General features: G+C 67.5%; 26 protein-coding genes. 12 read left to right on the forward strand and 14 right to left on the reverse strand.

Annotated features, from left to right (window positions below; genetic code table 11):
• Positions 1-164 precede the first annotated feature (164 nt).
• Both ITJ50_RS09085 and ITJ50_RS09090 read right to left on the reverse strand, forming a co-directional pair.
• Positions 165-1,253 carry a lactonase family protein gene (locus tag ITJ50_RS09085; protein ID WP_194590342.1) on the reverse strand — a complete coding sequence of 363 codons (1,089 nt, stop codon included), beginning with the start codon at positions 1,251-1,253 and terminating at the stop codon, positions 165-167.
• Positions 1,250-1,585, reverse strand: coding sequence for a chorismate mutase (locus ITJ50_RS09090; protein ID WP_017886277.1), 336 nt, complete (start codon positions 1,583-1,585; stop codon positions 1,250-1,252). The genes ITJ50_RS09085 and ITJ50_RS09090 overlap by 4 nt, the downstream gene beginning before the upstream one ends.
• Positions 1,586-1,645: 60 nt before the next feature.
• On the opposite strand from ITJ50_RS09090, the gene ITJ50_RS09095 reads away from it, so the two are divergent.
• Positions 1,646-2,050 carry a DUF1304 domain-containing protein gene (locus ITJ50_RS09095; RefSeq protein ID WP_017886278.1) on the forward strand — a complete coding sequence of 135 codons (405 nt, stop codon included), beginning with the start codon at positions 1,646-1,648 and terminating at the stop codon, positions 2,048-2,050.
• A gap of 85 nt (positions 2,051-2,135) precedes the next feature.
• On the opposite strand, the gene ITJ50_RS09100 is transcribed toward ITJ50_RS09095, so the two are convergent.
• Positions 2,136-3,143, reverse strand: a complete 1,008-nt coding sequence (locus tag ITJ50_RS09100; protein WP_031259322.1) for an iron-siderophore ABC transporter substrate-binding protein — start codon at positions 3,141-3,143, stop codon at positions 2,136-2,138.
• A gap of 58 nt (positions 3,144-3,201) precedes the next feature.
• Between ITJ50_RS09100 and ITJ50_RS09105 the strand changes: the two genes are divergently transcribed.
• Positions 3,202-4,068: a shikimate dehydrogenase family protein gene (locus ITJ50_RS09105; protein WP_031259323.1), complete on the forward strand. Its 867-nt coding sequence runs from the start codon at positions 3,202-3,204 to the stop codon at positions 4,066-4,068.
• A 20-nt stretch (positions 4,069-4,088) separates the two neighbouring features.
• On the opposite strand, the gene ITJ50_RS09110 is transcribed toward ITJ50_RS09105, so the two are convergent.
• Genes ITJ50_RS09110 through ITJ50_RS09120 form a run of 3 tightly spaced genes read right to left on the reverse strand, consistent with a single transcriptional unit; the run spans position 4,089 to position 5,899 of the window.
• Positions 4,089-5,042 (reverse strand): SDR family NAD(P)-dependent oxidoreductase, encoded by a 954-nt coding sequence (locus ITJ50_RS09110; protein ID WP_194590343.1) that lies wholly within the window; start codon positions 5,040-5,042, stop codon positions 4,089-4,091.
• Positions 5,043-5,076: 34 nt separating this feature from the next.
• Positions 5,077-5,463 carry a YchJ family protein gene (locus ITJ50_RS09115; protein ID WP_194590344.1) on the reverse strand — a complete coding sequence of 129 codons (387 nt, stop codon included), beginning with the start codon at positions 5,461-5,463 and terminating at the stop codon, positions 5,077-5,079.
• A 10-nt stretch (positions 5,464-5,473) separates the two neighbouring features.
• Positions 5,474-5,899, reverse strand: coding sequence for an organic hydroperoxide resistance protein (locus ITJ50_RS09120; protein WP_017886283.1), 426 nt, complete (start codon positions 5,897-5,899; stop codon positions 5,474-5,476).
• Between the two features lie 255 nt (positions 5,900-6,154).
• Between ITJ50_RS09120 and ITJ50_RS09125 the strand changes: the two genes are divergently transcribed.
• The 3 genes from ITJ50_RS09125 to ITJ50_RS09135 are packed head-to-tail and all read left to right on the forward strand — an operon-like array spanning position 6,155 to position 8,264.
• Complete coding sequence (locus tag ITJ50_RS09125; protein ID WP_194590345.1) at positions 6,155-6,850, forward strand: hypothetical protein; 696 nt, start codon at positions 6,155-6,157, stop codon at positions 6,848-6,850.
• A gap of 3 nt (positions 6,851-6,853) precedes the next feature.
• Entirely contained in the window at positions 6,854-7,483 is a 630-nt protein-coding gene (locus tag ITJ50_RS09130) for a hypothetical protein (RefSeq protein WP_159557314.1), read from the forward strand.
• A gap of 49 nt (positions 7,484-7,532) precedes the next feature.
• Entirely contained in the window at positions 7,533-8,264 is a 732-nt protein-coding gene (locus tag ITJ50_RS09135; RefSeq protein WP_140448311.1) for an SOS response-associated peptidase, read from the forward strand.
• A 103-nt stretch (positions 8,265-8,367) separates the two neighbouring features.
• Here ITJ50_RS09135 and ITJ50_RS09140 read toward each other — a convergent pair whose 3' ends face one another.
• Complete coding sequence (locus ITJ50_RS09140; RefSeq protein ID WP_214519769.1) at positions 8,368-8,697, reverse strand: hypothetical protein; 330 nt, start codon at positions 8,695-8,697, stop codon at positions 8,368-8,370.
• 101 nt (positions 8,698-8,798) lie between these two features.
• Entirely contained in the window at positions 8,799-9,128 is a 330-nt protein-coding gene (locus ITJ50_RS09145) for a hypothetical protein (RefSeq protein ID WP_056069418.1), read from the reverse strand.
• A gap of 259 nt (positions 9,129-9,387) precedes the next feature.
• Between ITJ50_RS09145 and ITJ50_RS09150 the strand changes: the two genes are divergently transcribed.
• Positions 9,388-9,852 (forward strand): VanZ family protein, encoded by a 465-nt coding sequence (locus tag ITJ50_RS09150; RefSeq protein WP_140448309.1) that lies wholly within the window; start codon positions 9,388-9,390, stop codon positions 9,850-9,852.
• A 69-nt stretch (positions 9,853-9,921) separates the two neighbouring features.
• On the opposite strand, the gene ITJ50_RS09155 is transcribed toward ITJ50_RS09150, so the two are convergent.
• From ITJ50_RS09155 to ITJ50_RS09175, 5 genes are all read right to left on the reverse strand, one after another.
• Positions 9,922-10,485 (reverse strand): hypothetical protein, encoded by a 564-nt coding sequence (locus tag ITJ50_RS09155; RefSeq protein WP_140448308.1) that lies wholly within the window; start codon positions 10,483-10,485, stop codon positions 9,922-9,924.
• 390 nt (positions 10,486-10,875) lie between these two features.
• Entirely contained in the window at positions 10,876-12,696 is a 1,821-nt protein-coding gene (locus ITJ50_RS09160) for a DUF4012 domain-containing protein (RefSeq protein WP_140448307.1), read from the reverse strand.
• A 35-nt stretch (positions 12,697-12,731) separates the two neighbouring features.
• Positions 12,732-13,703, reverse strand: a complete 972-nt coding sequence (locus tag ITJ50_RS09165; RefSeq protein ID WP_194590346.1) for a GDP-L-fucose synthase family protein — start codon at positions 13,701-13,703, stop codon at positions 12,732-12,734.
• Positions 13,703-14,731, reverse strand: a complete 1,029-nt coding sequence (gene gmd, locus ITJ50_RS09170; protein ID WP_194590347.1) for a GDP-mannose 4,6-dehydratase — start codon at positions 14,729-14,731, stop codon at positions 13,703-13,705. Before gmd ends, ITJ50_RS09165 begins: the two co-directional genes overlap by 1 nt.
• Positions 14,728-15,996, reverse strand: a complete 1,269-nt coding sequence (locus ITJ50_RS09175; RefSeq protein WP_259575665.1) for a glycosyltransferase family 4 protein — start codon at positions 15,994-15,996, stop codon at positions 14,728-14,730. The genes gmd and ITJ50_RS09175 overlap by 4 nt, the downstream gene beginning before the upstream one ends.
• A 214-nt stretch (positions 15,997-16,210) precedes the next feature.
• On the opposite strand from ITJ50_RS09175, the gene ITJ50_RS09180 reads away from it, so the two are divergent.
• The 6 genes from ITJ50_RS09180 to ITJ50_RS09205 all read left to right on the forward strand — a co-directional run bounded on the left by ITJ50_RS09180 (position 16,211) and on the right by ITJ50_RS09205 (position 21,580).
• Positions 16,211-16,765, forward strand: coding sequence for an acyltransferase (locus tag ITJ50_RS09180; protein WP_194590349.1), 555 nt, complete (start codon positions 16,211-16,213; stop codon positions 16,763-16,765).
• A 386-nt stretch (positions 16,766-17,151) separates the two neighbouring features.
• Positions 17,152-17,709 (forward strand): acetyltransferase, encoded by a 558-nt coding sequence (locus tag ITJ50_RS09185; protein WP_323749896.1) that lies wholly within the window; start codon positions 17,152-17,154, stop codon positions 17,707-17,709.
• A 170-nt stretch (positions 17,710-17,879) separates the two neighbouring features.
• Complete coding sequence (locus tag ITJ50_RS09190) at positions 17,880-18,287, forward strand: acyltransferase (protein ID WP_194590350.1); 408 nt, start codon at positions 17,880-17,882, stop codon at positions 18,285-18,287.
• Positions 18,284-19,144: a glycosyltransferase family 2 protein gene (locus ITJ50_RS09195; protein WP_194590351.1), complete on the forward strand. Its 861-nt coding sequence runs from the start codon at positions 18,284-18,286 to the stop codon at positions 19,142-19,144. Before ITJ50_RS09190 ends, ITJ50_RS09195 begins: the two co-directional genes overlap by 4 nt.
• A complete protein-coding gene (locus ITJ50_RS09200; RefSeq protein WP_194590352.1) occupies positions 19,144-20,283 on the forward strand; it encodes a glycosyltransferase in 1,140 nt (379 codons plus the stop codon). The genes ITJ50_RS09195 and ITJ50_RS09200 overlap by 1 nt, the downstream gene beginning before the upstream one ends.
• Positions 20,276-21,580, forward strand: coding sequence for a hypothetical protein (locus ITJ50_RS09205; RefSeq protein WP_194590353.1), 1,305 nt, complete (start codon positions 20,276-20,278; stop codon positions 21,578-21,580). Before ITJ50_RS09200 ends, ITJ50_RS09205 begins: the two co-directional genes overlap by 8 nt.
• Here the strand turns inward: ITJ50_RS09205 and ITJ50_RS09210 are convergent.
• Positions 21,516-22,310: a glycosyltransferase gene (locus tag ITJ50_RS09210; protein WP_194590354.1), complete on the reverse strand. Its 795-nt coding sequence runs from the start codon at positions 22,308-22,310 to the stop codon at positions 21,516-21,518. The two genes, ITJ50_RS09205 and ITJ50_RS09210, sit on opposite strands and share 65 nt — an antisense overlap.
• Positions 22,311-22,322: the final 12 nt, after the last annotated feature.

The raw sequence follows: 22,322 nt of genomic DNA on the forward strand, positions 1-22,322 counted from the left end.
CCCCCCCCCGACTTCGGGGCGTCACACGAACACGCCGGCGTCACGCAGGCACGCACGCACGAACACGCCGGCGTCACGCAGGCACGAACACGCCGGCGTCACGCAGGCACGCACGCACGAACACGCCGGCGTCACGCAGGCTCGCACGCACGAACACGCCGGCGTCAGACGGGGACGATGCAGGTCGGGGTGGCGACCGGGATCTGCGCGACGGCTTCGCCGGGCATGCCGTCGGCGTCGAGCGGCAGCACGGCCACCGCGTCGGACATCTGGTTCGCGACCAGCACGAACCCGGGCACCCGCGCGAAGTGCCGCGGCCAGACCCCACCGCAGGGAACGGACCCGATGACGGAGAGCCCGCCGTCACGCGCGTCGAGCACCACGAGCAGGTCACGCCCACGCACGGCCACGTAGACACGGCCGGCGTCGTCGACCTCGATGTGGCTGAGCAGCGACTCCCCCACGGCACCGTCGAACACGGGCACCGCGGCGATCGTCACCAGCGACCCCGAGTCATCGCGACGCAGCCGGTACACGCGGCCGTCGAGCTCACCGGCGACGAGCAGGTCGCCGTCGATCCAGGTCATGTGCCGCGGGCCGGCACCCGGTGCCACGTGGTGCACGCGGACCGCCTCGATGTCGGGGACCCCGTCGACGGACACCGTGATGCGGAACTCGTGCAGGGCGTCGCCGCCCAGGTCGGCGACCAGGACCGTGCCGTCCGGGGTGGCGATCGACTGGTGCGCGTGCGGGCCGTCCTGGCGGTCCTCGTCGGGGCCGGTGACGTCGGGCAGCACGGCGACCTCGGCCGCGTCGGCCGGCACCGAGCGCTGGTCGGCGTCACCGTGCAGCACCACACCGTCGCTCGCCGTCAGCGAGGCCGCGTGCGACTCGGCTGCCAGCAACGAGATCGCCGTGACGGTGCCGGAGACGTAGTTCGTGACGACGAGCGCGCCCGAGGGGTCGACCCGGATGTGGCACGGGGCGTCCCCACCGGCGGGGGCGTCCCACAGGTGCTCGAGCGCGCCGCCCTGCAGCCGGGAGGCCGACACGGCGCCGTCGTTCGTCTCGGAGACCGCGTAGACCCGGTCACCCGAGACGGCCAGGAACGAGGGGTCGTCGAGCACCGCGACGGTCCGGGGCGCCGGAGTGGTTCCGACCGGGCCGGCGTCGACCAGCGAGATGCCCGTGGCGTTCCCGCCGCCGGTCGCCGTGTACGACCCGATCAGCAGCGACGGCAGCCCGACGTTCATTCGTCGCGGCCCGCGATGCGCTCGTGGTGGTGGATGACCTCGGCGACGATGAAGTTGAGGAACTTCTCGGCGAAGGCGGGGTCGAGGTGGGAGTCGGTGGCGAGCGACCGGAGCCGGGCGACCTGTGTGCGTTCGCGGTCCGGGTCGGCAGCCGGCATGCCCGAGTCGGCCTTCAGGTGTCCCACGCGCTGCGTGTACTTGAAGCGTTCCGCGAGCATGTGGATCACGGCGGCGTCGATGTTGTCGATGCTCTGCCGGATGCTGCGGAGTTCGGCGACGGCGCTGGTTTCCGCGCTCGGTTCGGCCTCGGGCGGGGTGACCTCGTCGTTCATGGTCCGAGCCTACTGGCGGACGTGCAGCGGAACCCCGCCCGCGCCTGCGAGAATGTGCACATGTCGGTCCTGCTGGTGATCTCGGGTGTCTGTGCGGTCCTCGCGGGCCTCATCCACGTGTACATCTTCTTCCTCGAATCGGTCATCTGGACCAGTCCGCAAGCGCGCCGGATCTTCGGCATCGCTTCCGAGACCGAAGCCGTGGCGACCCGCTCGCTCGCCTTCAACCAGGGCTTCTACAACCTGTTCCTGGCGATCGGGGCCATCCTCGGCGTCGTGCTCGTGCTCGCGGGCAACACGGTGAGCGGCTGGACGCTCGTGGTGTTCTCCACCGCGAGCATGCTCGGGGCAGCGGTCGTCCTGATCGGCTCCGGCCGGAAGTACGTCAACTCCGCGTTCAAGCAGGGCACGCTCCCCCTGATCGCCCTGCTCTTCGCGCTGCTGGGGTCCACCGTCGGCGCCTAGTTCATCCCCCGAACTGCGAAAGCGACAGGGTGCCGCCGAACATCGGCGGCACCCTGTCGCTTTCGCGGTGGAGAAGCGCTCTGGGTCAGCCGAGCTTCTTCTCGAACTCCGCCGGCAGCTTGTCGAGCGCCCACTCGATCGCGGCCGTGGTGCCCATCGAGAACGCCGACGACACGTCCTTGTCGTCGAACACGATCGCGTGCCCGGCCTCGACCGACGGCACCTTCTGGAACAGCTTGTTCGATGAAGCCTCGGACGCGTCCACGTAGATCGGCAGGATCAGCGTCAGGTCGGCGTCGAGCAGGTCGAGGTTCTCGTCGGACAGGTGCACGGAGAACTCCTTGCCGGCCTGCTGGTCGATGGCCTTCGGGATCTCGAAGCCCAGGTTTCGCATGAAGGTCGAGCGGCTGTCGGTGGAGGCGTACGCCCCGAAGCCCTCGGAGCTGTAGGCACCGACGACGGCCGTCTTGCCCGCGAAGTCCGGGTGCGCCTTGCGTGCTGCGGCGTAGGCGTCGTCGAGGCCGGAGAGCAGCTTCTTGCCCTCGGACTCCTTGCCGAGCGCCTTCGCGATCATGGTCGTCTGCTGCTCGGTCGAGGCGAGGTAGTTCGCGCCGCCCTTCGGGATCGCCAGGGTGGGCGCGATCGCGGACAGCTTGTCGTACCGCTCCTTGTCGCCCGAGGACTTCACGTCGAGGATCAGGTCGGGGTTGAGCTTGAGGATGTCCTCGTAGCTCGGCTCGAGCGTCTGGATGATCTTCGGGGACTTGTCGTACGCACCCTTGAGCCACGGGCCGACACCGTCGCCACCGAAGGCGAGCCAGTCGCTCGCGCCCACCGGCTGCACGCCGAGTTCGAGGGCGGTCTCGGCGTCGCCCCACCCGAGTGCGACGACGCGCTTCGGTGCCGACTCGATGGTGGTGGTGCCGAGGCCGGTCGTGATCGAGACCGGGAACGCGGCGTCGGACGACCCCGAGGACGCGGAGTCCGTCGAGGAGCCGGAGCCGGACGCGCAGCCGGCGAGGACGAGGGACGCGGCGACGACGGCGCCGGCCGCGGCGAGCACGCGTCGGAGACGCAAGGGGGAACGGTTCACGAAGGGTAGCCTAACCTAACGGGGTGCTCAAGAAAACGGCTGGCTAGGCTGGGTGACCGTGGCGTTCACCGAACCAGGCCGCACGCACCTCGCGGTGCTCGGCTCCCCCATCGCGCACTCGCTCTCGCCCACGCTCCACGCAGCGGCCTACGATGCGCTCGACCTGCCCTTCACGTACGGGAGGCACGAGGTCGCGTCCGGCGGGCTCGCCGCGTTCGTCGCGGGGCTGGGTCCGGAATGGCGTGGGCTGAGCCTCACGATGCCGCTCAAGCGCGAGGTGCTTCCGCTGCTCGACCGCACGACCCCGCTCGTCGATGAGCTCGGGGTCGCCAACACGGTCGCGTTCCGCCACGAGGGCTCCACGATCGTGCGAGCCGGCGCGAACACCGACGTGCAGGGCCTCGTCCGACCGGTCGAGGCGCTCGGACACCTGCCCGGTGAGCCCACGATCCTGGGCGGCGGTGCCACCGCGGCGAGTGCCCTGACCGCTGCCGTCCGGCTCGGTGCCTCGCTCGTGCGGGTGTTCGTCCGCGACACCGCGAAGACGCACCCGCTGGTCGGCCTGGCCGTCCGGCTCGGGGTGACGCTCGAGGTCCACCCGTTGACCGAACTCACCGGCACCCACCACGGGTTCGTCCTGTCGACGCTGCCGGGCGGAGCCGCCGACGCCTTGGACGTCCGGCCGTCGGGACCCGACGCCGTCCTGTTCGACGTCGCCTACGAACCGTGGCCCACCGCGGTCGCCAGCCGTTGGACCGAGGCCGGGGGGCTGGTCCTGAACGGCCTGGACATGCTGACCGAGCAGGCGATCGGGCAGATCCGGTTCTTCCTGACCGGCGACGAGGACGAGCTGCTCCCCGACGAGGCCGGGGTCCGCCGGGCGATGCGCACCGCGGTCGACCTGCCCGCCGTCATCAGCGGTTAGCCGAACCGGGCAGCCCTCGGTCAGCCGCGGGACCGCGCCTCGGCATCGAGCAGCGCGACGGAGACGTCCCACAGCCGATCGGCCTGGTCGGGATCGAGCGCCCAGGGCAGCACGCCGTGCAGGCCGTCCTCGATCCGCTCCACCACCGCTGCTTCGTGGCAGTCCTCGAAGTAGCGACCCGTGACCCCGTCGAGTTCGGGTGCGGTGGCGAGCAGGACCGAGGTCGCGGCTCCCTGTTCCGGGGACTTCACGGCGTCGGCCGCGGCGAGCTTCGTGGCGGCCAGGACCGCCGGGTCCCAGTGCTTCTGCAGCCCGGTCCAGATCCCGCCGGGCATCAGGGCGTTCGCGGTGATGCCGTCGGCGGCCCACCGTCGGCCGGCAGCGACGGCGAACAGCACGTTGGCGGTCTTCGACTGCCCGTACGCGAGTCCGGGCTCGTAGCGACGTCGGCGGAAGAACAGGTCGTCGAACACGACGGGCGAACCACCGTGTCCGCTCGACGACACGGAGACGATCCGTGCCGAACCCGAGGCGGCAAGGGCGTCGTGCAGCCCGAGCGCGAGGGCGAAGTGCCCCAGGTGGTTGGTCGCGAAGTGCGACTCCCACCCGGCGGGCGTGGACGACTCGGGCGCGTCCATGATGCCCGCGTTGGCGACGAGCACGTCGAGCGGCCCGGACCACGCTGCAGCGCAGGCCGCGACGGAGGCCGGCCGGTCCAGGTGCAGCTCGACGACGGCCGGTGCGTCCGTCCCCGTCGTCCGCGCGATGTCGTCCGCCACCCGTCGGCCGGCCTCGACGTCCCGCACCGCGAGCGTCACGCGGGCCCCGGCTCCGGCGAGCGCTCGGGCGGTCTCCACCCCGATGCCGGACGCAGCACCGGTGACGATCGCCGTGCGCCCCGTCAGGTCGAGGCCGTCGACGACCTCGGCGGCCGTGGTCCGTTCGCCGTAGCGGGTGAGGTCGCGTGCGGGCATGTGGGCTCCTGTCAGCTGGCGTGGTGCGGAGCCGTCAGGCGACGACCCCGTCCACGTAGAACCATCGTCCCTGCTTGCGGACGAAGTCGCTCGTCTCCTCGAGCGTGCCGCGCTCGTCTTCGGAACGCCACCACGCACGGAACGTGACGGTGCCGTGGGAGTCGAACGGGCCTCCCGAGGTGGTCGCCAGCACGTCCAACCGTGTCCAGCGCTGGGACGCATCCAACTCGAGGCCCGCCGGACGCGTGCGCGGGTGCCAGGTGAGCAGCAGGTACTCCGGCAGGCCCAGCGCGAAGGCGCTGAAGCGGGAGCGCATGAGCCGTTCCGCGGTCGGCGCCACCGCCCCGGCGTGCAGGGGGCCGCAGCACTCGCCGTAGGGGTTGCCGCTCAGGCAGGGGCAGCGCGTCTCGTCGGGGACCACCGGCGGAACGCTAGTCGACGATGGACAGCGTGACCGTGATGTTGCCGCGGGTGGCGTTCGAGTACGGGCAGATCTCGTGCGCGCGCTCGGCCAGACGCTGCCGCTGCTCCTGGGGGGCGTTCGGGGCGTAGACGTCGAGCTCCACGGCGAGGCCGAAGCCCCCGTTGCCGATGCCGCCGATGCCGACCTCGGCGGAGACCTCGGCGCCGGTGGTGTCGAGCTCGAGCTCCTTGCCGGCGGCGTGCAGCGCACCGAGGAAGCACGCGGCGTACCCGGCGGCGAAGAGCTGCTCGGGGTTCGTGCCCTCGCCGCTGCCGCCCATCTCCTTGGGCGGGCGGGTGTCGAGGTCGAGCCGGTCGTCCTCGCTGCGGACGTGCCCGTCGCGGCCGCCCCCGGTGGCGTGGGCAGCGGCGGTGTAGACGATGTCGAGACTCATGGTCCGAGGTCACCGTGCCCGCCTGGACGATCGCTGAGGGGCAGCACCACGTCGCGGGCGCGGGCGCTCCGGGCGCCGCGCGCTCGGGCGTGTCCGGGTGGGGAGGGTGCGGGCGCGGCCGGGGCGCAGGGCGCGGGACGCCGCGCATCGAGTGAGCAGAAGATGTCGAGTCCCCCGCCAGCACCCGACGTCTTCTGCTCACTGAGCGCAAAGCGCGCGCAGACACCCCGCACCAGCACCGGGTAGACATGATGAGTGTTCAAGATCGGGTGGCAGGTCTTCCGCGAGCGCCTCCCCGCACTCGTCGGCCCCCGGCGCCGCCGCCGCATCCGGCTCGTCGGCAGCATCGCGGTGGTCGTCGCGTTCGTCGGGTTGGTGGTGCTCGCGCTGACGACGGACGCGTTCGACGCCACTCCGCTCCCGCCCGCCGGAAGGGTCGTCGTCGGCCTGCTCCTGTCCGTGGGCTTCGGGTGCCTCGCAGCCGCCTGCGTGCCGTCCGGGCCGAAGGGGTGGGCGATCGCGCCGATCCCCGGCATCGGGTGGCGCACGCAGGAGGCCGTTGCCCGGTACCACCGCAGGAACCCACCCCCGGTCGACCCGAAGCACCGCGACGCCGTCCTCGACCGGCTGCCGGAGACCCGCGACCTGCTCGTCCGCTCGGCGCTCGGCGGCCTCCTGCTCCTGACCGGGTGCGCGGCCGCCCTGCTCGCCGTGGTGATCGTCGACGTCGCCGCGATCTCGGCCGGCACCGGCTTGTCCCGCTTGCCGCTGTTCTGGTTCTTCCTCGGCATCACCGGCGCGACCACGGGCATCGGCGGTCTGCGCACCCTCGGCCGGCAGGAGCAACTCCGCGTCGAGGCCGAAGCACTCCCGCCGGTCCCTCCACCCCTGCCACCCCGCGGCCGCCCCGGCGCGCGGAGCGGCAGCAAGCTCGCACTGCCGGAGGAGTGAGCCGTGTTCACGCTCGGCTGGCAGGTCTTCCGTCGGCACGTCACGGACGTGCTCGATCCGGCACGCGTCCGACGCGCCGCCGTGTGGTCCGGCGTCGCAGCGGTCGTCGCGCTGGTCGGCATGGCCGTCCTGGAGGCCCGGGTCGACTGGACGGGGACCACTCCGGTCCGCAGCGTGGTCGCGATGGTGTTGCTGGCGCTCGGCGTCGGGCTCCTGACGTTCGCGTGCATCCCGACGTGGCAGCCGCCGGACCCCTCGACGACGATCAACGGCCGGCAGGTGCGGCCCTCGTGGCAGCTCGCCGCGCGGGGTGCCACGCAGCTGTACGTGCAGCGTCGTCCGGTGCCGGTCCTGCCGGAGCACCGCGACATCGTCCGCACCGACACGGTCCTGCTGCGGCGGGGGCTGATCGGCATGCTCGCCCGCGTCGCACCGTTGCTCGGTTCGGGTCTCGTCGCCGTCCTCGGGGCGTTCGTCCTCGGGGCCGCCAGCGGTTTCCACGTGCTCGCGATCGCGGCGTACACAGTCGGGCTGTCGGAGTACTTCGTCCGCCTCGGCCGCTCCGAACGCGCCCGCCTGGCCGCCGAGTCCCTCGAGCCCGCACCCGAGACGCCCGCACGCCCCACTTCGTGAGCAGGAACCGCACCGCACCGCTGTCGGCGGCGACGGGCACACTGGGCGCATGTGTGGAAGGTTCGTCGTTTCCGACACCACGGCCGATCTGTTGCCCGAGCTCATAGGCGAGCTCGCCGCCCGGACCGAGCACGTCGACCAGGACACCGGCGAGGTGCACCCCGGCCTCGCCCCGAGCTGGAACGTCGCCCCGACCGACCCCGTGTACGCGGTGCGCCAGCGGCACGGCGAACGGGAACTGCCGCAGATCAGCTGGGGCTTCGTGCCGAGCTGGGCGAAGGACTTCCAGAAGCAGCGCCCGAAGCCGATCAACGCCCGCATCGAGACGGTGGCGACGAGCGGCATGTTCAAGCGGGCATTCGCCACGAACCGCTGCATCGTCCCGGCGCAGGGCTACTACGAGTGGGTGGTGCGCGAGGACGGCAAGGAACCCCACTTCGTGCACGAACCCGGCGGCGCCCTGGCGATGGCCGGCGTCGTGAGCGCCTGGCCCGACCCCACGAAGCCCGAGGGCGACCCGGACAAGTGGCGGCTGTCGCTCGCGATCATCACCCGTGACGCCCACGTCGCTCCGGGCGAGGTCCACGACCGCATGCCGGCGTTCCTGACGCCGGACGGCTACGACGACTGGCTCGGCGGCGACCTGCACACCGACGACCTGCTGGCCCTGCTCGACCACGAGTCGCTGACGGTGGCCGCGGGACTTGCGCAGTACGAGGTCTCCCGCACGGTGAACAGCGTGCGGAACGACGGGCCGCAGCTCATCGAGCCCGTCGCGTAGGGTCGCGCCCCACGCGGACAGGGCAGGGCTGGCACGCATACGCGAAGAACCCCCGTCGGCATGCCGGCGGGGGTTCGAGGATCAGCGAGCGGTCAGCAGCAGATCAAGCGGTGGGACGGATGACGTCCGGCAGCACCACGTGCAGGCGCTCGGTCAGTCGCGCCTTCGCTTCGTCGAGGGAGCGGAAGTCCCCGACGTACTGGCCGAAGGTGTCGGCGACGAAGAAGTGGGTGCCCTGACGGTCGACGGTGCCGCCGTAGTAGCCGCCGTAGTTCGCGACCCACAGGCCGGTGTCGGCCTGCGCCCACGTGATGTGGACGGGGGCTGCCTGCACCGGAGCCACGACCTGGGCCTCGATCTCGGCGATGACCTCGATCGTCTGGGTGTCCAGGGTCACCTCGGCCTGCTGGCGGTGGGCGACGGTCGTGCTCATGGTGCTGCTCCTTCGTGCTGTGCTGCGTACTGGGTGGTGCCGGTGGTTCCGGGTGGTGCGGGCGTCGCGGTCGACGCCGGGGGTCTTGGTGTCCGCCGTCGTCACTCGACCGGCCGGATGACCGGCGGGAGCATGACGTGCAGCTGGTCCTCGAGCTTGGTCTGTGCTTCTTCGAGGGAGGCGAACTCGCCCACGACGAGTCCGAAGGTGTCGGAAGCCACGTAGCGGTCGTCCCGCTTGTCGACGCTGCCGCCGAAGTACCCGCCGTAACCGGCGATCCACTCGCCCTGGTCTTCCTGCACCCAGGTGACCTTGGCGCGCTTCGGGCGCGAGGAGAGCTCTGCGTCGGCTTCGAGGATCGCGATGGTGTCCACGGTCTCGGTGTCGAGGGTGACCTCGGCCTGCGTCGCGTTGTTCACGGTGATGCTCATGTCGCTCTCCTTCACGATCCGGGGTACATCTGCTGACACCAGAACGCTACGAGAACAGCCGCGGGGATCGCCAGCGAGGCCCGTGGATTCACGGGTTCCGTCAATGCGACCCATCGGCCAGCCCCGGATTTCCGGGCAGGTGCGTCGCATTTCCGGGGTACAGGGCCAGGATCGGGGTACTCGTTTTCCGGATCGACGCGATCGGGGGACGAAACGGTGCGGTCACCGGCCTGGAGGCGCGACTCGCTAGCGTCGGCATGTGACCTCCGACAAGCCCCGCGTCGACGACCGCGCACCCGCCACCTGGCGCAGCCGTCGGTTCGCGACGGGGTTGGCCGTCGCCTACGGCGTCGCCCTGGCACTCGTCGGCTTCTGGGGCTCCCCCGTCGACGCTTCGGGCGGCCCGTGGCTCACCCGTGCACTCGCGGCCGCACACCGTCACGGGCTGCCGGACCGCATCGACTACGCCGCGGTCGAGTCGTTCGCGAACGTCGTGTACTTCGTGCCGCTCGGCCTGCTGGTGGTGCTGCTCGCCGGTGCACGGTGGTGGTGGGCCGCCATCGCCACGGGGCTCGTCGTCAGCGCGTGCATCGAGACCGGCCAGGCGCTGTTCCTGCCGGCCCGCACCGCGACCATCGACGACGTCGTCGCGAACGGCGTGGGGGCGCTCCTGGGGGCCGTGGCGGGCGTGCTGCTCCTCAGCCGTGCGGCCCGGCGTCACTGACGACGATCCCCGCGCGCGAAGAAGCCCCCGGAGCAGGTGCTCCGGGGGCTTCGTTCAGTGTGTCGAGACTCAGACGGACTCGCGCTGGCGGCGGACCGAGCCGCGGACCAGCAGGAGGCCACCACCGAGGACGACTGCGCCACCGGCGACCCAGAGGGCCAGGGCGGAGACGGTCGAACCCGTGAAGGCCAGCGTGCCGTCGGTGCCGTTGCCAGCGCCGGCGCCGGCTGCGGGAACCGCAGCAGCGTCAGCTGGGGCGACGGTGAAGGCCGCGAAGCCGACGACGCCCGAGGTGGCGCCGGTGGCGGTCAGGTTGTAGGTGCCCGAGGCGCCCTGGGGGAACGTGACCTTGACGACGAGCGAGCCGTCCGACGCTGCCGTGTAGGACTTCGAGACGGTCGTGGTCGGCAGGGCGCCGAGCGTGACCGCACCGGCACCGGTGACCTGGACGTTGACGGTCTCGTTGTCCTGGAAGGCACCCGGCGTGAAGCTGACGGCCGCGGTGCCACCGGCGACGGCGCTGCCGGAGACGGAGACGTCGGAGTCAGGCGTGTACCCGGCGGCGTTGGCGACGGCCGGAGTGGCGAGCAGTGCGGCGCCAGCCAGCACCACCGCTGCGATGAGCTTCTTCATGAATGGTTCCCCTAAAGATCTGGTTTCCAGACCCTGACGCCCAGAGCCCGCTCCCTCGCCGGTCCGAACCCAGGCCATGGTTATGGCGGGTGTTATGGCGAAGTTCCCTCAATCTAGCGGGTTTTCACAGCGATGTGCCAGATCGTTTGGATTTCGGTCATTGGTCGTCATGTGTTCACCGTGCTCGATCGGGCGCCCGAGCACCCCCTGTCGACCTTTCTGCGGACATCCGTCAGGAAAACCCCTGGTCAATCGGCAGTCCCCGTGGCGCCACAGTCGTCCTGACCGTCACATCAGGAGTCTTTGCGGTCGGACAGGCAGGTGGGATGCCCCCCGGAGTGGGGGCGTGCCCTTCGCGCTCAACGGATCTTTCGAAGGAATGAGTGCTCGTCAGCCCGCCGCGAGTGGGTCCTCACACGAGAACGTCAGCGGCTGGGTCTTCGTGGAGCGGACGCCGGGGGTCGAGGTCGCGCTGACGGGAGCCCTCCCGAACTTCGCTTCGCCCAGGAACGCCACCCGGTACGTCAGGCTCTCGCCCGGCGCGAGCAGGGTCTGCAGCTGCGCGACGGGGTGCCCGCCGTCGGTCTGGGTCTGCACCGGTGTCGTCTTGCCGTCCTTCGTGGCGCCGAGGAAGATCGCGTTCTCCGGTGCATACGCGGCGAGGAGCGTCTTGATCTTGCCCGGCTCCACACCGAAGTTGCCCCCACCCGTGACGTACTCGGGCAGGCTCGTCGCCGCGTCAGCCGGTGCCGTGTTCTTGATGGTGACCTGGACGACGGACGTCGGGCGTCCGTCCTTTCGGCACACCGAGCTGCCGACCGATACCCGCTTGTCGAGGTAGTAGTCCATCTTCGATCCGGTGCCGTCGTTCAGGTAGACGGCGAGCTGCCGTCCGTCCGCAGTGGCGGTCGGGAGCTCCCCGGCGACCGGCGTCCCGCTGATCTGGCGCTGTTCAGCCTTGTCCACGCTCCAGAGGCGCAGTCGCCCCTCGCTCGAGCTCTGCGTCAGGGCCGACACGAAGGCCTTCGTGTCGAACCCGCCGGATGACACCTTGGCGAACACCGCGCTGGCAGCGGAAGCGAAGAACGCGTCCTGCGCCACCGGGTCGGGGTACTTCGCGTAGACGTCGCTCAGCAACAGCTTGACCGCGTTGTCGGCGGTCAGGGTGTCCCCGGTCGGCAGCTGCACCGGGCCGGTCGCCTTGAGGATGTAGCTCAACGTGACCGGATCCATGGCCAGCACACCGTCGACCTGCTGCCCGAACTTCTGCTTCCACATCTCCCGCGCGAGCTTCGCCGACACGTCGAAACGCGGCGTCAGCGTGACGTCCTGCATGTACTCGCCGGTGATGTCCCCGTAGAGCCCCCGAGTGTCCGCGGTGAGCGGTAGCACGGGCTGGTCGTACGGTCCGAACGACGAGCCGGACGCTTGGTTGCGGAGACTGATCGCCCCGTCCTTCGCCTGCAGGAGCGCAACTGCGCCCGGGATCCCCCCGCCGGCGCGGAGCTCGGCGTTGTTCTGGAACAGCAGGACGTAGTTCCGGTCGCTGTCGTGGCCGAGCATGGCCGGGGCGAGCTGGACGATGCGGTTCGCGGTCGTCGCCTGCGCGGACGCCGACGACAGCGCGTTCCGCAGCTGGCCGACCGCTGTCGTCACCGGTGACAGCGTGCCGCTGACGTCGATGGCCTCGGCGTCGCGGTGCGCCCCGGCGAGGGTCTTGGTCGCTTTGGCGACCGAAGGCTGGGCGTCCTCGATCGGCTGCAGGTCGATCTTTCCGTTCTTGGGTGCGAACGAGTCCGATCCGAGCTCGCCGACGGCACCGGCGACCGGTGTGACGGCGTTGCGTGCGACATCGTCGACGATCACCGAGACGTCACGCACCGCACGCAGGTTCTCGCCGAAGAAGGGCACGTGCTGCGCCGCGCCCCAGACGGGATCGCCGGTCAGGGAACGAGCCGCCGCCGCTTCGTCTTCGAGACGCGCGGCGGTCTTCTGGACCGCGGCAGGGTCACCACCGGTCAACTGTGACCGCAGCGTGTCCACGTCACCGACTGCGCGTTCCAGATGCCCCTTCGCCAGGTAGGCACGGATCCCCACCCAGGCGACAGCGAGGATGAGCAGCAGGACAAGGGCGAGGACGACCCACAGAACGATCCGGGCCCTGGACCCCCGGTGAACTGCAGTGCGTCGCGACTCGGGCGCGTCGGACATGAGGCGATCCTACGGTCCGGTGGGTCCAGCACCCATCACTGACGGACGGAATCCGCGTGTTCGCGGTACCAGTCGATCGTGCTGCGGAGCCCGTCTTCGAGGCCGATCTGCGCCGTCCACCCGGCTTCCGCCAGCTTCGACACGTCGAGCAGCTTCTGCGGCGTCCCGTCCGGCTTGCTGGTGTCCCAGACCGTCTCACCCTCGAACCCGACGATCTTGCCGATCGTCTCGGCGATCTCCTTGATGGTGACGTCCGAACCGGTCCCGACGTTGACCTGGTCAGGACCGTCGTAGTGCTCCATCAGGTGGAACACCGCGGCCGCCATGTCGTCGACGTGCAGGAACTCGCGACGGGGCGACCCGGTCCCCCAGTTCTCCACCGTCGACGCACCGCTGCGGGCGGCCTCGTCGTACCGGCGGATGAGCGCCGGCAGCACGTGGGAACCGGTCGGCGAGAAGTTGTCGCCCGGGCCGTAGAGGTTGGTCGGCATGGCCGAGATCCACGGACGACCGAACTGTCGACGGACAGCCTGCACCTGCAGGATGCCGGCGATCTTCGCGATGGCGTACGCGTCGTTGGTGGGCTCCAGGTGGCCGGTGAGCAGCGCGTCCTCGTGGATCGGCTGCTCGGCCATCTTCGGGTAGATGCAGGAGGAACCGAGGAACACGAGGCGCTCGACACCGTGCTCCACCGCGGCGTCCATCACGTTGACCTGGATCTGCAGGTTCTCGCTCAGGAAGTCGTGCGGGTAGGTGTTGTTCGCCATGATCCCACCGACCTTCGCGGCGGCGAGCACGACGTGCTTCGGCTGCTGCTCGGCGAAGAAGGCGAAGACGGCGCTGCGGTCCTTCAGGTCGAGCTCGGACGAGGTCCGCCCGATCAGGTCCGTGAAGCCCTCCGACTCAAGCTTGCGCCAGACGGCCGAGCCGACCAGGCCGCGATGGCCCGCCACGTAGACACGATCAACCCGGTCGATCGGACCGGGGGTGAAGTCGGCGGTGTCCATCAGGAACCCCAGCTCTCGAGTCGGACGGTGTCGATCCAAGGTCGGCCCTCGTGTTCGAGCGCCGAGATGTCGGCGTCGACCATGATCCGCGCCAGCTCCGCGGTGTCGACCGTCGCCTCCCAGCCGAGTTTCTCCTTGGCCTTCGAGGCGTCACCGACGAGGGCATCCACCTCGCTCGGTCGCAAGTAGCGCTCGTCGAACCGCACGTGGTTCTCCCAGTTCAGGCCAGCGTGCGAGAACGCCGTGGTCAGGAAGTCCTTGACCGTGAAGTTGCCACCGGTCGCCAAGACGAAGTCGTCGGGCTCGTCGGCCTGCAGCATCCGCCACATGCCCTCGACGTACTCGGCCGCGTACCCCCAGTCACGGACGGAGTCGAGGTTGCCGAGGTACACGTGGTCCTCGAGGCCGGCCTTGATCCGAGCCACCGCGCGCGTGATCTTGCGGGTGACGAACGTCTCGCCGCGACGCGGCGACTCGTGGTTGAACAGGATGCCGTTCACCGCGAACATGCCGTAAGCCTCGCGGTAGTTCCGCGTCACCCAGTAGCTGTAGACCTTCGCGGCACCGTACGGAGAACGCGGCCAGAACGGCGTCTCTTCGTTCTGCGGCGGCGGGGTGGCCCCGAACATCTCGGACGAGGACGCCTGGTAGAAGCGCGTGTGGATGCCTGACACGCGGACGGCCTCGAGCATGCGCATCGTGCCCACGCCGGTCACGTCACCCGTGTGCTCGGGCTCATCGAACGACACACGCACGTGTGACTGCGCCGCCAGGTTGTAGACCTCGTCCGGCTTCAGTTCACTGAGCAGGCTGACGAGCCTGGCACCGTCACCGAGGTCCCCGTAGTGCAGGAACAACTTGGCGTCGGGGTTGTGCGGGTCCACGTACAGGTGGTCGATCCGCGACGTGTTGAACGTCGAAGCACGACGGATCAAGCCGTGCACCTCGTACCCCTTACGAAGGAGCAGTTCGGCCAGGTACGACCCGTCCTGTCCGGTGATGCCCGTGATGAGCGCGCGCTTGGTCAATCGTTCCCCGATTCGCTTGATGCGTCTGTCTTTCGGCCTGCAGTCAGAGCCTTCAGTAGCTGAGCAAACCTATCGAAGGAAGCTCGCGGGTCGAGCTGACTCGTTCGAAATTGACGACCATTCTCACCCATCTTGGCCGCGAGGGCAGGGTCCGACTGCAGTGAAGCAGCCGCATCAAGCAGCGCTTGCGGGTCATCAGGTCGGACGACTGGGCCAGCCGCCGCCAACAAGACCTCGCTCTCGGTGATGCTGCCGTGATCTGTCGCCGCGATCACCGGCAGACCAGTACTGAAATACGAAGTGAGCTTGCTCGGCACGGCCATGCCCTCGATACCACTTCGCTCGTTCACCAAGAGCGCGTCAGCAGCCGAAAGGGCCAGCCGAAATTGGTCGTCTGGCAGCGACCCGATCATGGACAGGGTCGGGACGTCCGACGAGAGCTCCGCGAGGCGCTCTCGCTGATTGCCGTCGCCGAGAAGGACAAAGCGCACATCGCTGCGTTGAGCATTCGCGAGACGCGCCGCCGCAACAACGTTCTCAAGTCCCTGCTTCAATCCCATGTTGCCCGCGTGCAGCACCACAAAGTGCTCCGGTTCCCAACCGAACGCAACCCGTGCATCTCCCCGGTTCGGCGGCTCAATGTCGGCCAGGTGAGACCAGTTCCGCACAACCGCAACAGCCCCAGGCTGAAGGCCGAACTCCTGAACGACTGTGTCGCGGAAGCGTTCGTGGATCACGACGACCTTGTCGGAGGAACGCAGGACCCATCTTTCGATGGCGGCAATGGCTCGCCCGGCGAGCGCGGATCGTCGACCGCCGAGTTCCTTCACACCGAGTGTGTACAGATCTTGAACCCACACGATCACGGGACGCCTCGTGATCACTTTGGCTTTCACAAGGGCGAGCGCAGAAGAGATCAGCGCCGGAGAAACGAGCACAACTGCGTCGGGACGCCCGAACGCTTCTGTGAGCGTTGCCAGGCCGAACGACAGCTCGGACAGAGCTCGGGCAACACCGCCAGGCTTCTTCGGCAACGCGTGCCGCCGGCGCACCACTCGGACCGCGCCTTCGATACGCACTTCCTTTCGCGGGGGACGCCCCCCACGGAAAGACCACTGCGGGTAGTGAGCGAAAGAAGAGATCACGCGGACCTGCCACCCGCGGGCGGCGAGTTCCTCCGCCATCCCAGCCGAGTATGGAGCGATTCCAGTGCTCTCCGGCGAGTAGTTCAGTCCGACCAGCAGGACGGAGGGCGACGGGTTCACGGTGTGAACATAACAGCTGCCTGTCTACGGAGAGCGGAGGGACGAGTAGGGCAAACAGCCACGAGACCCCCGGCACCATCGCAGCGGTGCGCTGGCATCCGGCCCGCTCGGCAGCAGTCGGGAGAGTTGACGACGAACTCCGAGAACCCGCGCGCTGGTATGGTCGCGCCATGTCGGATCGGCCGAAACTTCCCTCGAAGCCCCAGAGGCTCCGATGAGCCTACGATCGTTCGTCGGCTCGCGGATCGGGAACGTTGAGATGGCGACGCTCGCGATCGTGGCGCGCCTGCCGCTTCATGCTGCGCGCGTGAGCGCGCTGCGCGCGTGGGGCGCGGAAATCGACGGTACCGCGACGCTTTATCACGGCTTCCAGGTCAGATCCGCGCGTCGGCTCCGTATCGGGGCGCGTACGAGCGTCGGAGATGGCGCGATCCTGGATGCTCGCGGCGGTTTGACACTGGGGAACGACGTCAATCTATCGACGCAAGTTCACATCTGGACTGCGCAGCACGCGTGGGACTCAGCTGACTTTGACTACGTCTCTGCTCCGGTGACCATCGGCGATCACGTTTGGCTGAGTACGCGAGTCACCGTCCTCCCAGGCGTATCGATCGGAGAAGGTGCCGTCGTGGCCGCGGGCTCCGTCGTGACGAAAGATCTGGCGCCGTACGGGCTTTACGGGGGCGTGCCTGCCCGGAAGATCCGGGAGCGTGAGGGGCCGAAGACCTACCGGCTGGCATCAGCGAAGGCCAAGGCTTGGTGGTGGTGATGCCACTTCGCAAGGGGACTGCTCCACGAAGCTGCCCGTTGCACACTGGCTGAGAAGCCTGATCCGATCGGCTGGCCAGCCGAGGCGCCTACGGTCGGTCAAATCAACACGTGCGTGGGCGCGGTAACAGAGCAACCAGCCGTGCTCCTCCGCGTGCCCCTGCGATGCCGGTCCTACGGGCGAGGGAGACTTCGTACCCTCACCGAGCGGCGCTGGAAGGGGCCGCTGCCCACCCGTCGGCCCGAGGGCGCCGAACACGAGATCCCCTCGACGGAGCCCCGCACGAACTATGCTGACCTGGGGCGCCCGAGCCTCGGTTGCCAGTAATAATCCGAGGAGCGAAAGTGGAACGAGCGTCAGAACCTCTGAATGATCAGACCGTCCCCGTGATCTCGCTCCGCTTGGCACCCGGCGAACGTGCGTCCTGGGACCGCCCTTTCATCTTCGTTGCCCTTTGGTCAGTCGTCGAACTCATCCTTGTGACCAATCCATGGCAGATCAGCTCTCGCTTACGAGTATGGGCACTGCGACGGTTTGGGGCCGATATCGAGGCGGGTGTCGTGTACAGACCTCGCACCAGAGTGCGTTTTCCGTGGAAGCTGCGCATCGGTGCAGATTCGTGGATCGGCGAGGGAGTTTGGATACACAACCAGGCCGAAGTTAGCATCGGACACGATGTCGTCATCTCGCAAGAGACTTTCATCACGACCGGGAGCCACGCCTACCGTAAAGACATGGCTTTGCTTACGAGGCCCGTCGTCATCGACGACGGCGCGTGGATCACCTCGCGTTCCATGGTCACCGGCGGAGTGAGGATTGGCAGGTCCGCCCTCGTCCGCCCGATGAGTCTCGTCAGCGATAGCATCCCCGAGAACGCCATTTACGGAGGGAATCCGGCCGTCCAAGTCGGCTGGCGCTTCCCCCGTCCGGAGAGCAACCGATGAGCCGCAGATCGCACAGCAAGAGCATCACGGCCGCGAGGGCCCTGCTCAGAGAGGTGTTTTTCGCTTCAACCACCGGGATCGTGCACCATCTCATCAGGCAGCGCTCATTCCCCCGCCTACTACGCTCAAGAGCGCTTGGACGCCTCGGGAGCGACATAAATCGGAGCGCAGTGATCAACGCGCACGTGACCATAGCGGGGCGAGCGAACCTCACCGTTGGCGCGAGGACCTTTCTCAACGAGGGCATCTACCTCGACCTCTCCGAACAGATCACGATCGGGAAGGACTGCGCTATCGGTCACCAGGTCCTCTTCACCACCGCTACACACCAACTCGCGAAAGCGGGACGGAGAGCAGGTCCGGCGGTAGTTCGACCGATCGTGGTAGGCGACGGCACCTGGATCGGCTCGCGCGCCACGATCCTCCCGGGAGTGACAATCGGTTCCGGCAGCGTCGTCGGGTCCGGTGCAGTCGTCACGAGCGACATCCCCAACAACTCCGTCTACGCCGGGGTTCCAGCCCGCCTCATACGTGCACTCGATACCGACCTCGAACCAGAAACTGAGACTCGAGCATGAACTCCCCCCGCCGGTCAAGCGGCCTCCTGCAGATTTCAGTGATCGTTCTCGCGAAGAACGAAGAAGCCCAGATCGGTGACACGCTCTCAAAGCTCGGCAGGTTCGCCGAAGTCACCGTTGTTGACTCACGGAGCGACGACCGAACAGCCGAAATCGCACTGGCTCATGGCGCTCGAGTACTCCAGTTCGATTGGGACGGTCAGTATCCCAAGAAAAAGCAGTGGTCGCTCGAGAATGTCCATACAGAACTCGACTGGACCCTGCTCCTAGACGCCGACGAGACCCCTACCGATGAGCTCCTCACTGAACTCGAAGCGGTGCTGCGGGCAGATTCCGGCAGCTACAGCGCCTACGATCTCCCGCTGCGCTACAGATTTGCTGGCACCGTTCTCCGACACGGCCACAAGGTGACCAAGCGCTCTCTCTTGAGAGCCGGAAGATGCCGCTTCCCAGACGTTGGCGACGAGCTCGTTCCGGGGATCCGAGAAGTAGAAGGACATTATCAACCTGAGGTTGACGGGCAGACCGGGCGACTCTCTGGTGCAATTCTGCACGATGATCAGGATCCCGTGAGCAGCTGGTTCGATCGTCACAACCGCTACTCCGATTGGGAAGCTCATCTTCGCGTCAAACGAGATGTGCGGACAGCCGTCGCACAGCGGCGATCTCGACAGGGACGGCTCTTCGACCGAGTACCCTTCAAGCCGGCGGCGTTCTTTCTGTATTCGTACTTGTTCCGCGCTGGATTCCTCGACGGGCGCGCGGGATTCGACTATGCGTTCGCCCTTTCTTCGTACTACTGGCAGATCGGCGTGAAAACTCGAGAGCTCCAGCGTTCAGGTCCGGACACGCGCTGATGCACATTCTCCAGATATGTGACACGCTTGCGACTTCGAACGGTGGGCCCGCCCGGAATGCGTTCGAACTGAACCGCGCGCTCAACGCGAGCGCCGCATTGCAGGTTGACCTTGTGTGGATACATGGAGACCGTGAGGCCTCCGTCCTGGAGGGTACGTCTGTCCCGCGGTCTCGCGATGGCCGCCCCGGCCCGCGTCAGCTCAGCTGGCGAGCTGACAACCACGACGCCGAGCTGATCTCGTTGACCTCTGCCGTCCGTGCTCTGCGCCAGCACGACGTGGTGATCGTCCACGGGTTCTACCTGCCTTGGATTCCCTTGGTACTGATAGCGGCATTCTTCCTCCGCAAACCCGTGGTCCTCATGCCACACGGCGCGTTGACGTCCTACGAGACCTCGAAGAAGAGCGTGAAGAAGGCCTGGTTCCGCAGGGCGATCCGTCCCCTCGTGCGTCGCACAGTGCGAGCCCTGGCAGTCGGGTCTAGCAGAGAAGCCGAAGATGCCACGGTCGTTCTTCCCGGTGTGACTGCCACTGTCTGTGGAGTAGGCACCTCCATGGTCGGCGCTCCGACTTTCCGCGAGGTGACGCCGCCCCTTCGTCTTCTCACGCTCTGCAGGCTTGCCGAGAAGAAGCGGATCGATGTCGCGATCCTCGCCTTGAGCAAGCTCAGGTCCATGGGGATCGCGGCACAGCTCGTGATCGCAGGAGCCGGGAGCGAGCTCACGAACCTCCAGCGCTTGACCCGCGAACATTCGCTCGATGACAGCGTACGTTTCGTCGGCGAAGTGACGGGACAAGCCAAGAGACGGATCTTCCAAGACGCCGACGTATTCCTGCTACCCAGCGAGGACGAGAACTTCGGCATCGTCGTCGCTGAAGCTCTGGCCAACGGGGTTCCCGTGGTCGCGAGTGAACATGTACAGGCGGCGTCAGTTGCTGCTTACTCGCGGGCGGTGAAGTTGGTTGCTTCGCCTGACCCGGACGACGTTGCGACTCTTGTGCAGCAGTTCGCTGCGGAAGAGCAATCGACCCTCCGGGAAGCTGCGCTCGAAGTCGCTGCTGCGGAGTTCGGCTGGGAACGCGTTGCTCAGCGATGGCTGACCGTCCTTCGTAAAGCGACGGGTGATCGAATTGATTGAGAAGACGAAAGTGCCCATCGAGTCAGACAGAAGCTCCACCTGGTCCAGGCTCGCGGCCCGGACGTTGGTCTTCCTACTTCCCATCCACGTCGGAGTCCCGTTTGCGTCGAGCGTTCTCTCATGGGGGTTCCTTCTCGCAATCCCTCTCCTCCCGGTCGTCCTCCGAACGCTCGTCCGGCAAAGAGGACTCAAGCTTCTGAGCCTGGTCGTGTTGATCACGCTGGCGTCAGGATTCGTCTTGACCGCGTTCGCCCAGAGGGACCACATGGTCAACGTCAGCTACTTCTGGGTCACCGTCAGTTCGGTCGCGTGTGCCGCGTACGTGTTGATCCCGGTCCTGGTCTGGTCTCGCGGAGTCCTCAGCATCTCAGGCGTTGCCATCGCATTCGCGGTGGGGTCGACCGTCGAGGTACTTGCGACCCCCGAGACATGGGAGGGCAACATCTGGAAGTTCGGCCTCGCCTTCCCGGTTTCAGTCATCCTCCTCGCCATGACCTCGCGGTCGAAGGCTCTTGCCCCTACGTTCCTAGCCCTCGCCGTGATCGCGGGCGTGGCGATATCGGCCGGTGACCGGAGCTACTTCGGATTCGTGGCCGTCGTGCTCATCGTGGTTCTGATGCCGCGGGCACGCCGACGCAGAACACCAGGCCGGTCGATACTCGCCGTCGCCGGCCTGATCGCCTCTGGCGCTGTCGTCTATTCAGCAGGAGTCGCTCTAGCTCTGGCTGGGTACCTGGGTGAACGGAACCGAATCGTCACGACCGCTCAACTCAAGGCGTCCGGTTCCGTGCTTACGTCGGGTCGAAGCGAGTCCGGTGCGGCAGCCGCGCTGTTCGTCCACCGCCCGCTGGGGTACGGGCCCGGCGTCCTGCCTTCGGCGGCTGATGTGGCTATCGGACAACAGGGCCTTGCCGGTCGAGGGCTTGACTTGACCGGCCAGTACGTGCGGGACTACCTCTTCGGCACTGGTTTCAAACTGCATTCAATCACGAGCGATCTTTGGGTCAGCTTTGGAATACCGGGGATTCTCCTGGCCTTGACACTGGCATTCTTTGCGGCTCGAAGCCTCACCGCAAGCGCATCCGGAACCGTTTCAAGCCCGCTAGTTGTATTCCTCAGCGTGATAACACTGTGGAACCTCGCGTTCTCCCCGATCGGCTCTAATCTCTACCAAACGGTATTCTGCGTCGCCCTTCTGGCGACCACAATGCTCGGCCGTAGCGCGGGATCGGTCACTCGCTCCGACGAACTTGCAACTTCTGTCGGACCGCCCCGGCTCGTATCCTCAACCCGTTGAGCAGCCCGATGACACGGGAAAATACACGGTCCGCCGCCCGCAAGAACCATCCCAGTTCGAAACGACGAGAACGCGCCTCGTGCAGGCGGTCCGCAATGTCCTTCGCCGACACTTCGGAGATTCCTCCACCAAGGTAGTCGATGACGACGTCGTTCACGGATGCTGGCGTAACTTCGGAACCGAATCTGGAAATGAGGTCGTAGTCAGCTACTATTCCCATATCCAACCGATGTCCTCCCATGCCCCGGAAACGCTCGGTTGCAAACCAACATGCTTGGTGGCAGTGCGGCTGGAGGCCGAACAAGTGCTTCCATCGCTTGTAGGGGAGATTCTCGATGATTCGAGCAGGTCCCGCACCACCCTGGAGGTTCTGGGCTCCTGCAACGGCCCACGTGACTCCAGTGCCAGAAAGGCGATCGAGAACCTTGGCGACTCGCAAGAGGCTGTAACTGCGAGTAAACGTGTCTCCAGCATTGAGGAACTGGACCCAGCGGCCCGACGCCATCCCGGCACCGATGTTCATTGCGTCGTATATCCCCTCGTCCGGCTCGCTTCGGAGGACGATCGGAAGTCCGGACGCACGAACACGATCAAGAGTGTCATCGGTGGAAGCGCCGTCGACCAGTACGACTTCGATGACGAAGCCTTCGAGTTCCTGGCTCGCGACCGACCGCAGGGTCCGGTCAATGAAGCTGCCCGCGTTATACGTCGCAATGATGATGCTGATCAACGGACGCTCGGT

This window comes from Curtobacterium sp. VKM Ac-2889, from assembly GCF_015350855.1.
In the GTDB taxonomy this organism is placed as follows: Bacteria; Actinomycetota; Actinomycetes; order Actinomycetales; family Microbacteriaceae; genus Curtobacterium; species Curtobacterium poinsettiae.

Bases quoted from the DNA above. Each gene is read 5' to 3' on its own strand.
- ITJ50_RS09085 (WP_194590342.1), bottom strand. From the start codon at position 1,253: ATGAACGTCGGGCTGCCGTCGCTGCTGATCGGGTCGTACACGGCGACC.
- ITJ50_RS09090 (WP_017886277.1), bottom strand. From the start codon at position 1,585: ATGAACGACGAGGTCACCCCGCCCGAGGCCGAACCGAGCGCGGAAACC.
- ITJ50_RS09095 (WP_017886278.1), top strand. From the start codon at position 1,646: ATGTCGGTCCTGCTGGTGATCTCGGGTGTCTGTGCGGTCCTCGCGGGC.
- ITJ50_RS09110 (WP_194590343.1), bottom strand. From the start codon at position 5,042: ATGCCCGCACGCGACCTCACCCGCTACGGCGAACGGACCACGGCCGCC.
- ITJ50_RS09120 (WP_017886283.1), bottom strand. From the start codon at position 5,899: ATGAGTCTCGACATCGTCTACACCGCCGCTGCCCACGCCACCGGGGGC.
- ITJ50_RS09135 (WP_140448311.1), top strand. From the start codon at position 7,533: ATGTGTGGAAGGTTCGTCGTTTCCGACACCACGGCCGATCTGTTGCCC.
- ITJ50_RS09140 (WP_214519769.1), bottom strand. From the start codon at position 8,697: ATGAGCACGACCGTCGCCCACCGCCAGCAGGCCGAGGTGACCCTGGAC.
- ITJ50_RS09145 (WP_056069418.1), bottom strand. From the start codon at position 9,128: ATGAGCATCACCGTGAACAACGCGACGCAGGCCGAGGTCACCCTCGAC.
- ITJ50_RS09155 (WP_140448308.1), bottom strand. From the start codon at position 10,485: ATGAAGAAGCTCATCGCAGCGGTGGTGCTGGCTGGCGCCGCACTGCTC.
- ITJ50_RS09160 (WP_140448307.1), bottom strand. From the start codon at position 12,696: ATGTCCGACGCGCCCGAGTCGCGACGCACTGCAGTTCACCGGGGGTCC.
- ITJ50_RS09165 (WP_194590346.1), bottom strand. From the start codon at position 13,703: ATGGACACCGCCGACTTCACCCCCGGTCCGATCGACCGGGTTGATCGT.
- ITJ50_RS09180 (WP_194590349.1), top strand. From the start codon at position 16,211: ATGAGCCTACGATCGTTCGTCGGCTCGCGGATCGGGAACGTTGAGATG.
- ITJ50_RS09195 (WP_194590351.1), top strand. From the start codon at position 18,284: ATGAACTCCCCCCGCCGGTCAAGCGGCCTCCTGCAGATTTCAGTGATC.
- ITJ50_RS09200 (WP_194590352.1), top strand. From the start codon at position 19,144: ATGCACATTCTCCAGATATGTGACACGCTTGCGACTTCGAACGGTGGG.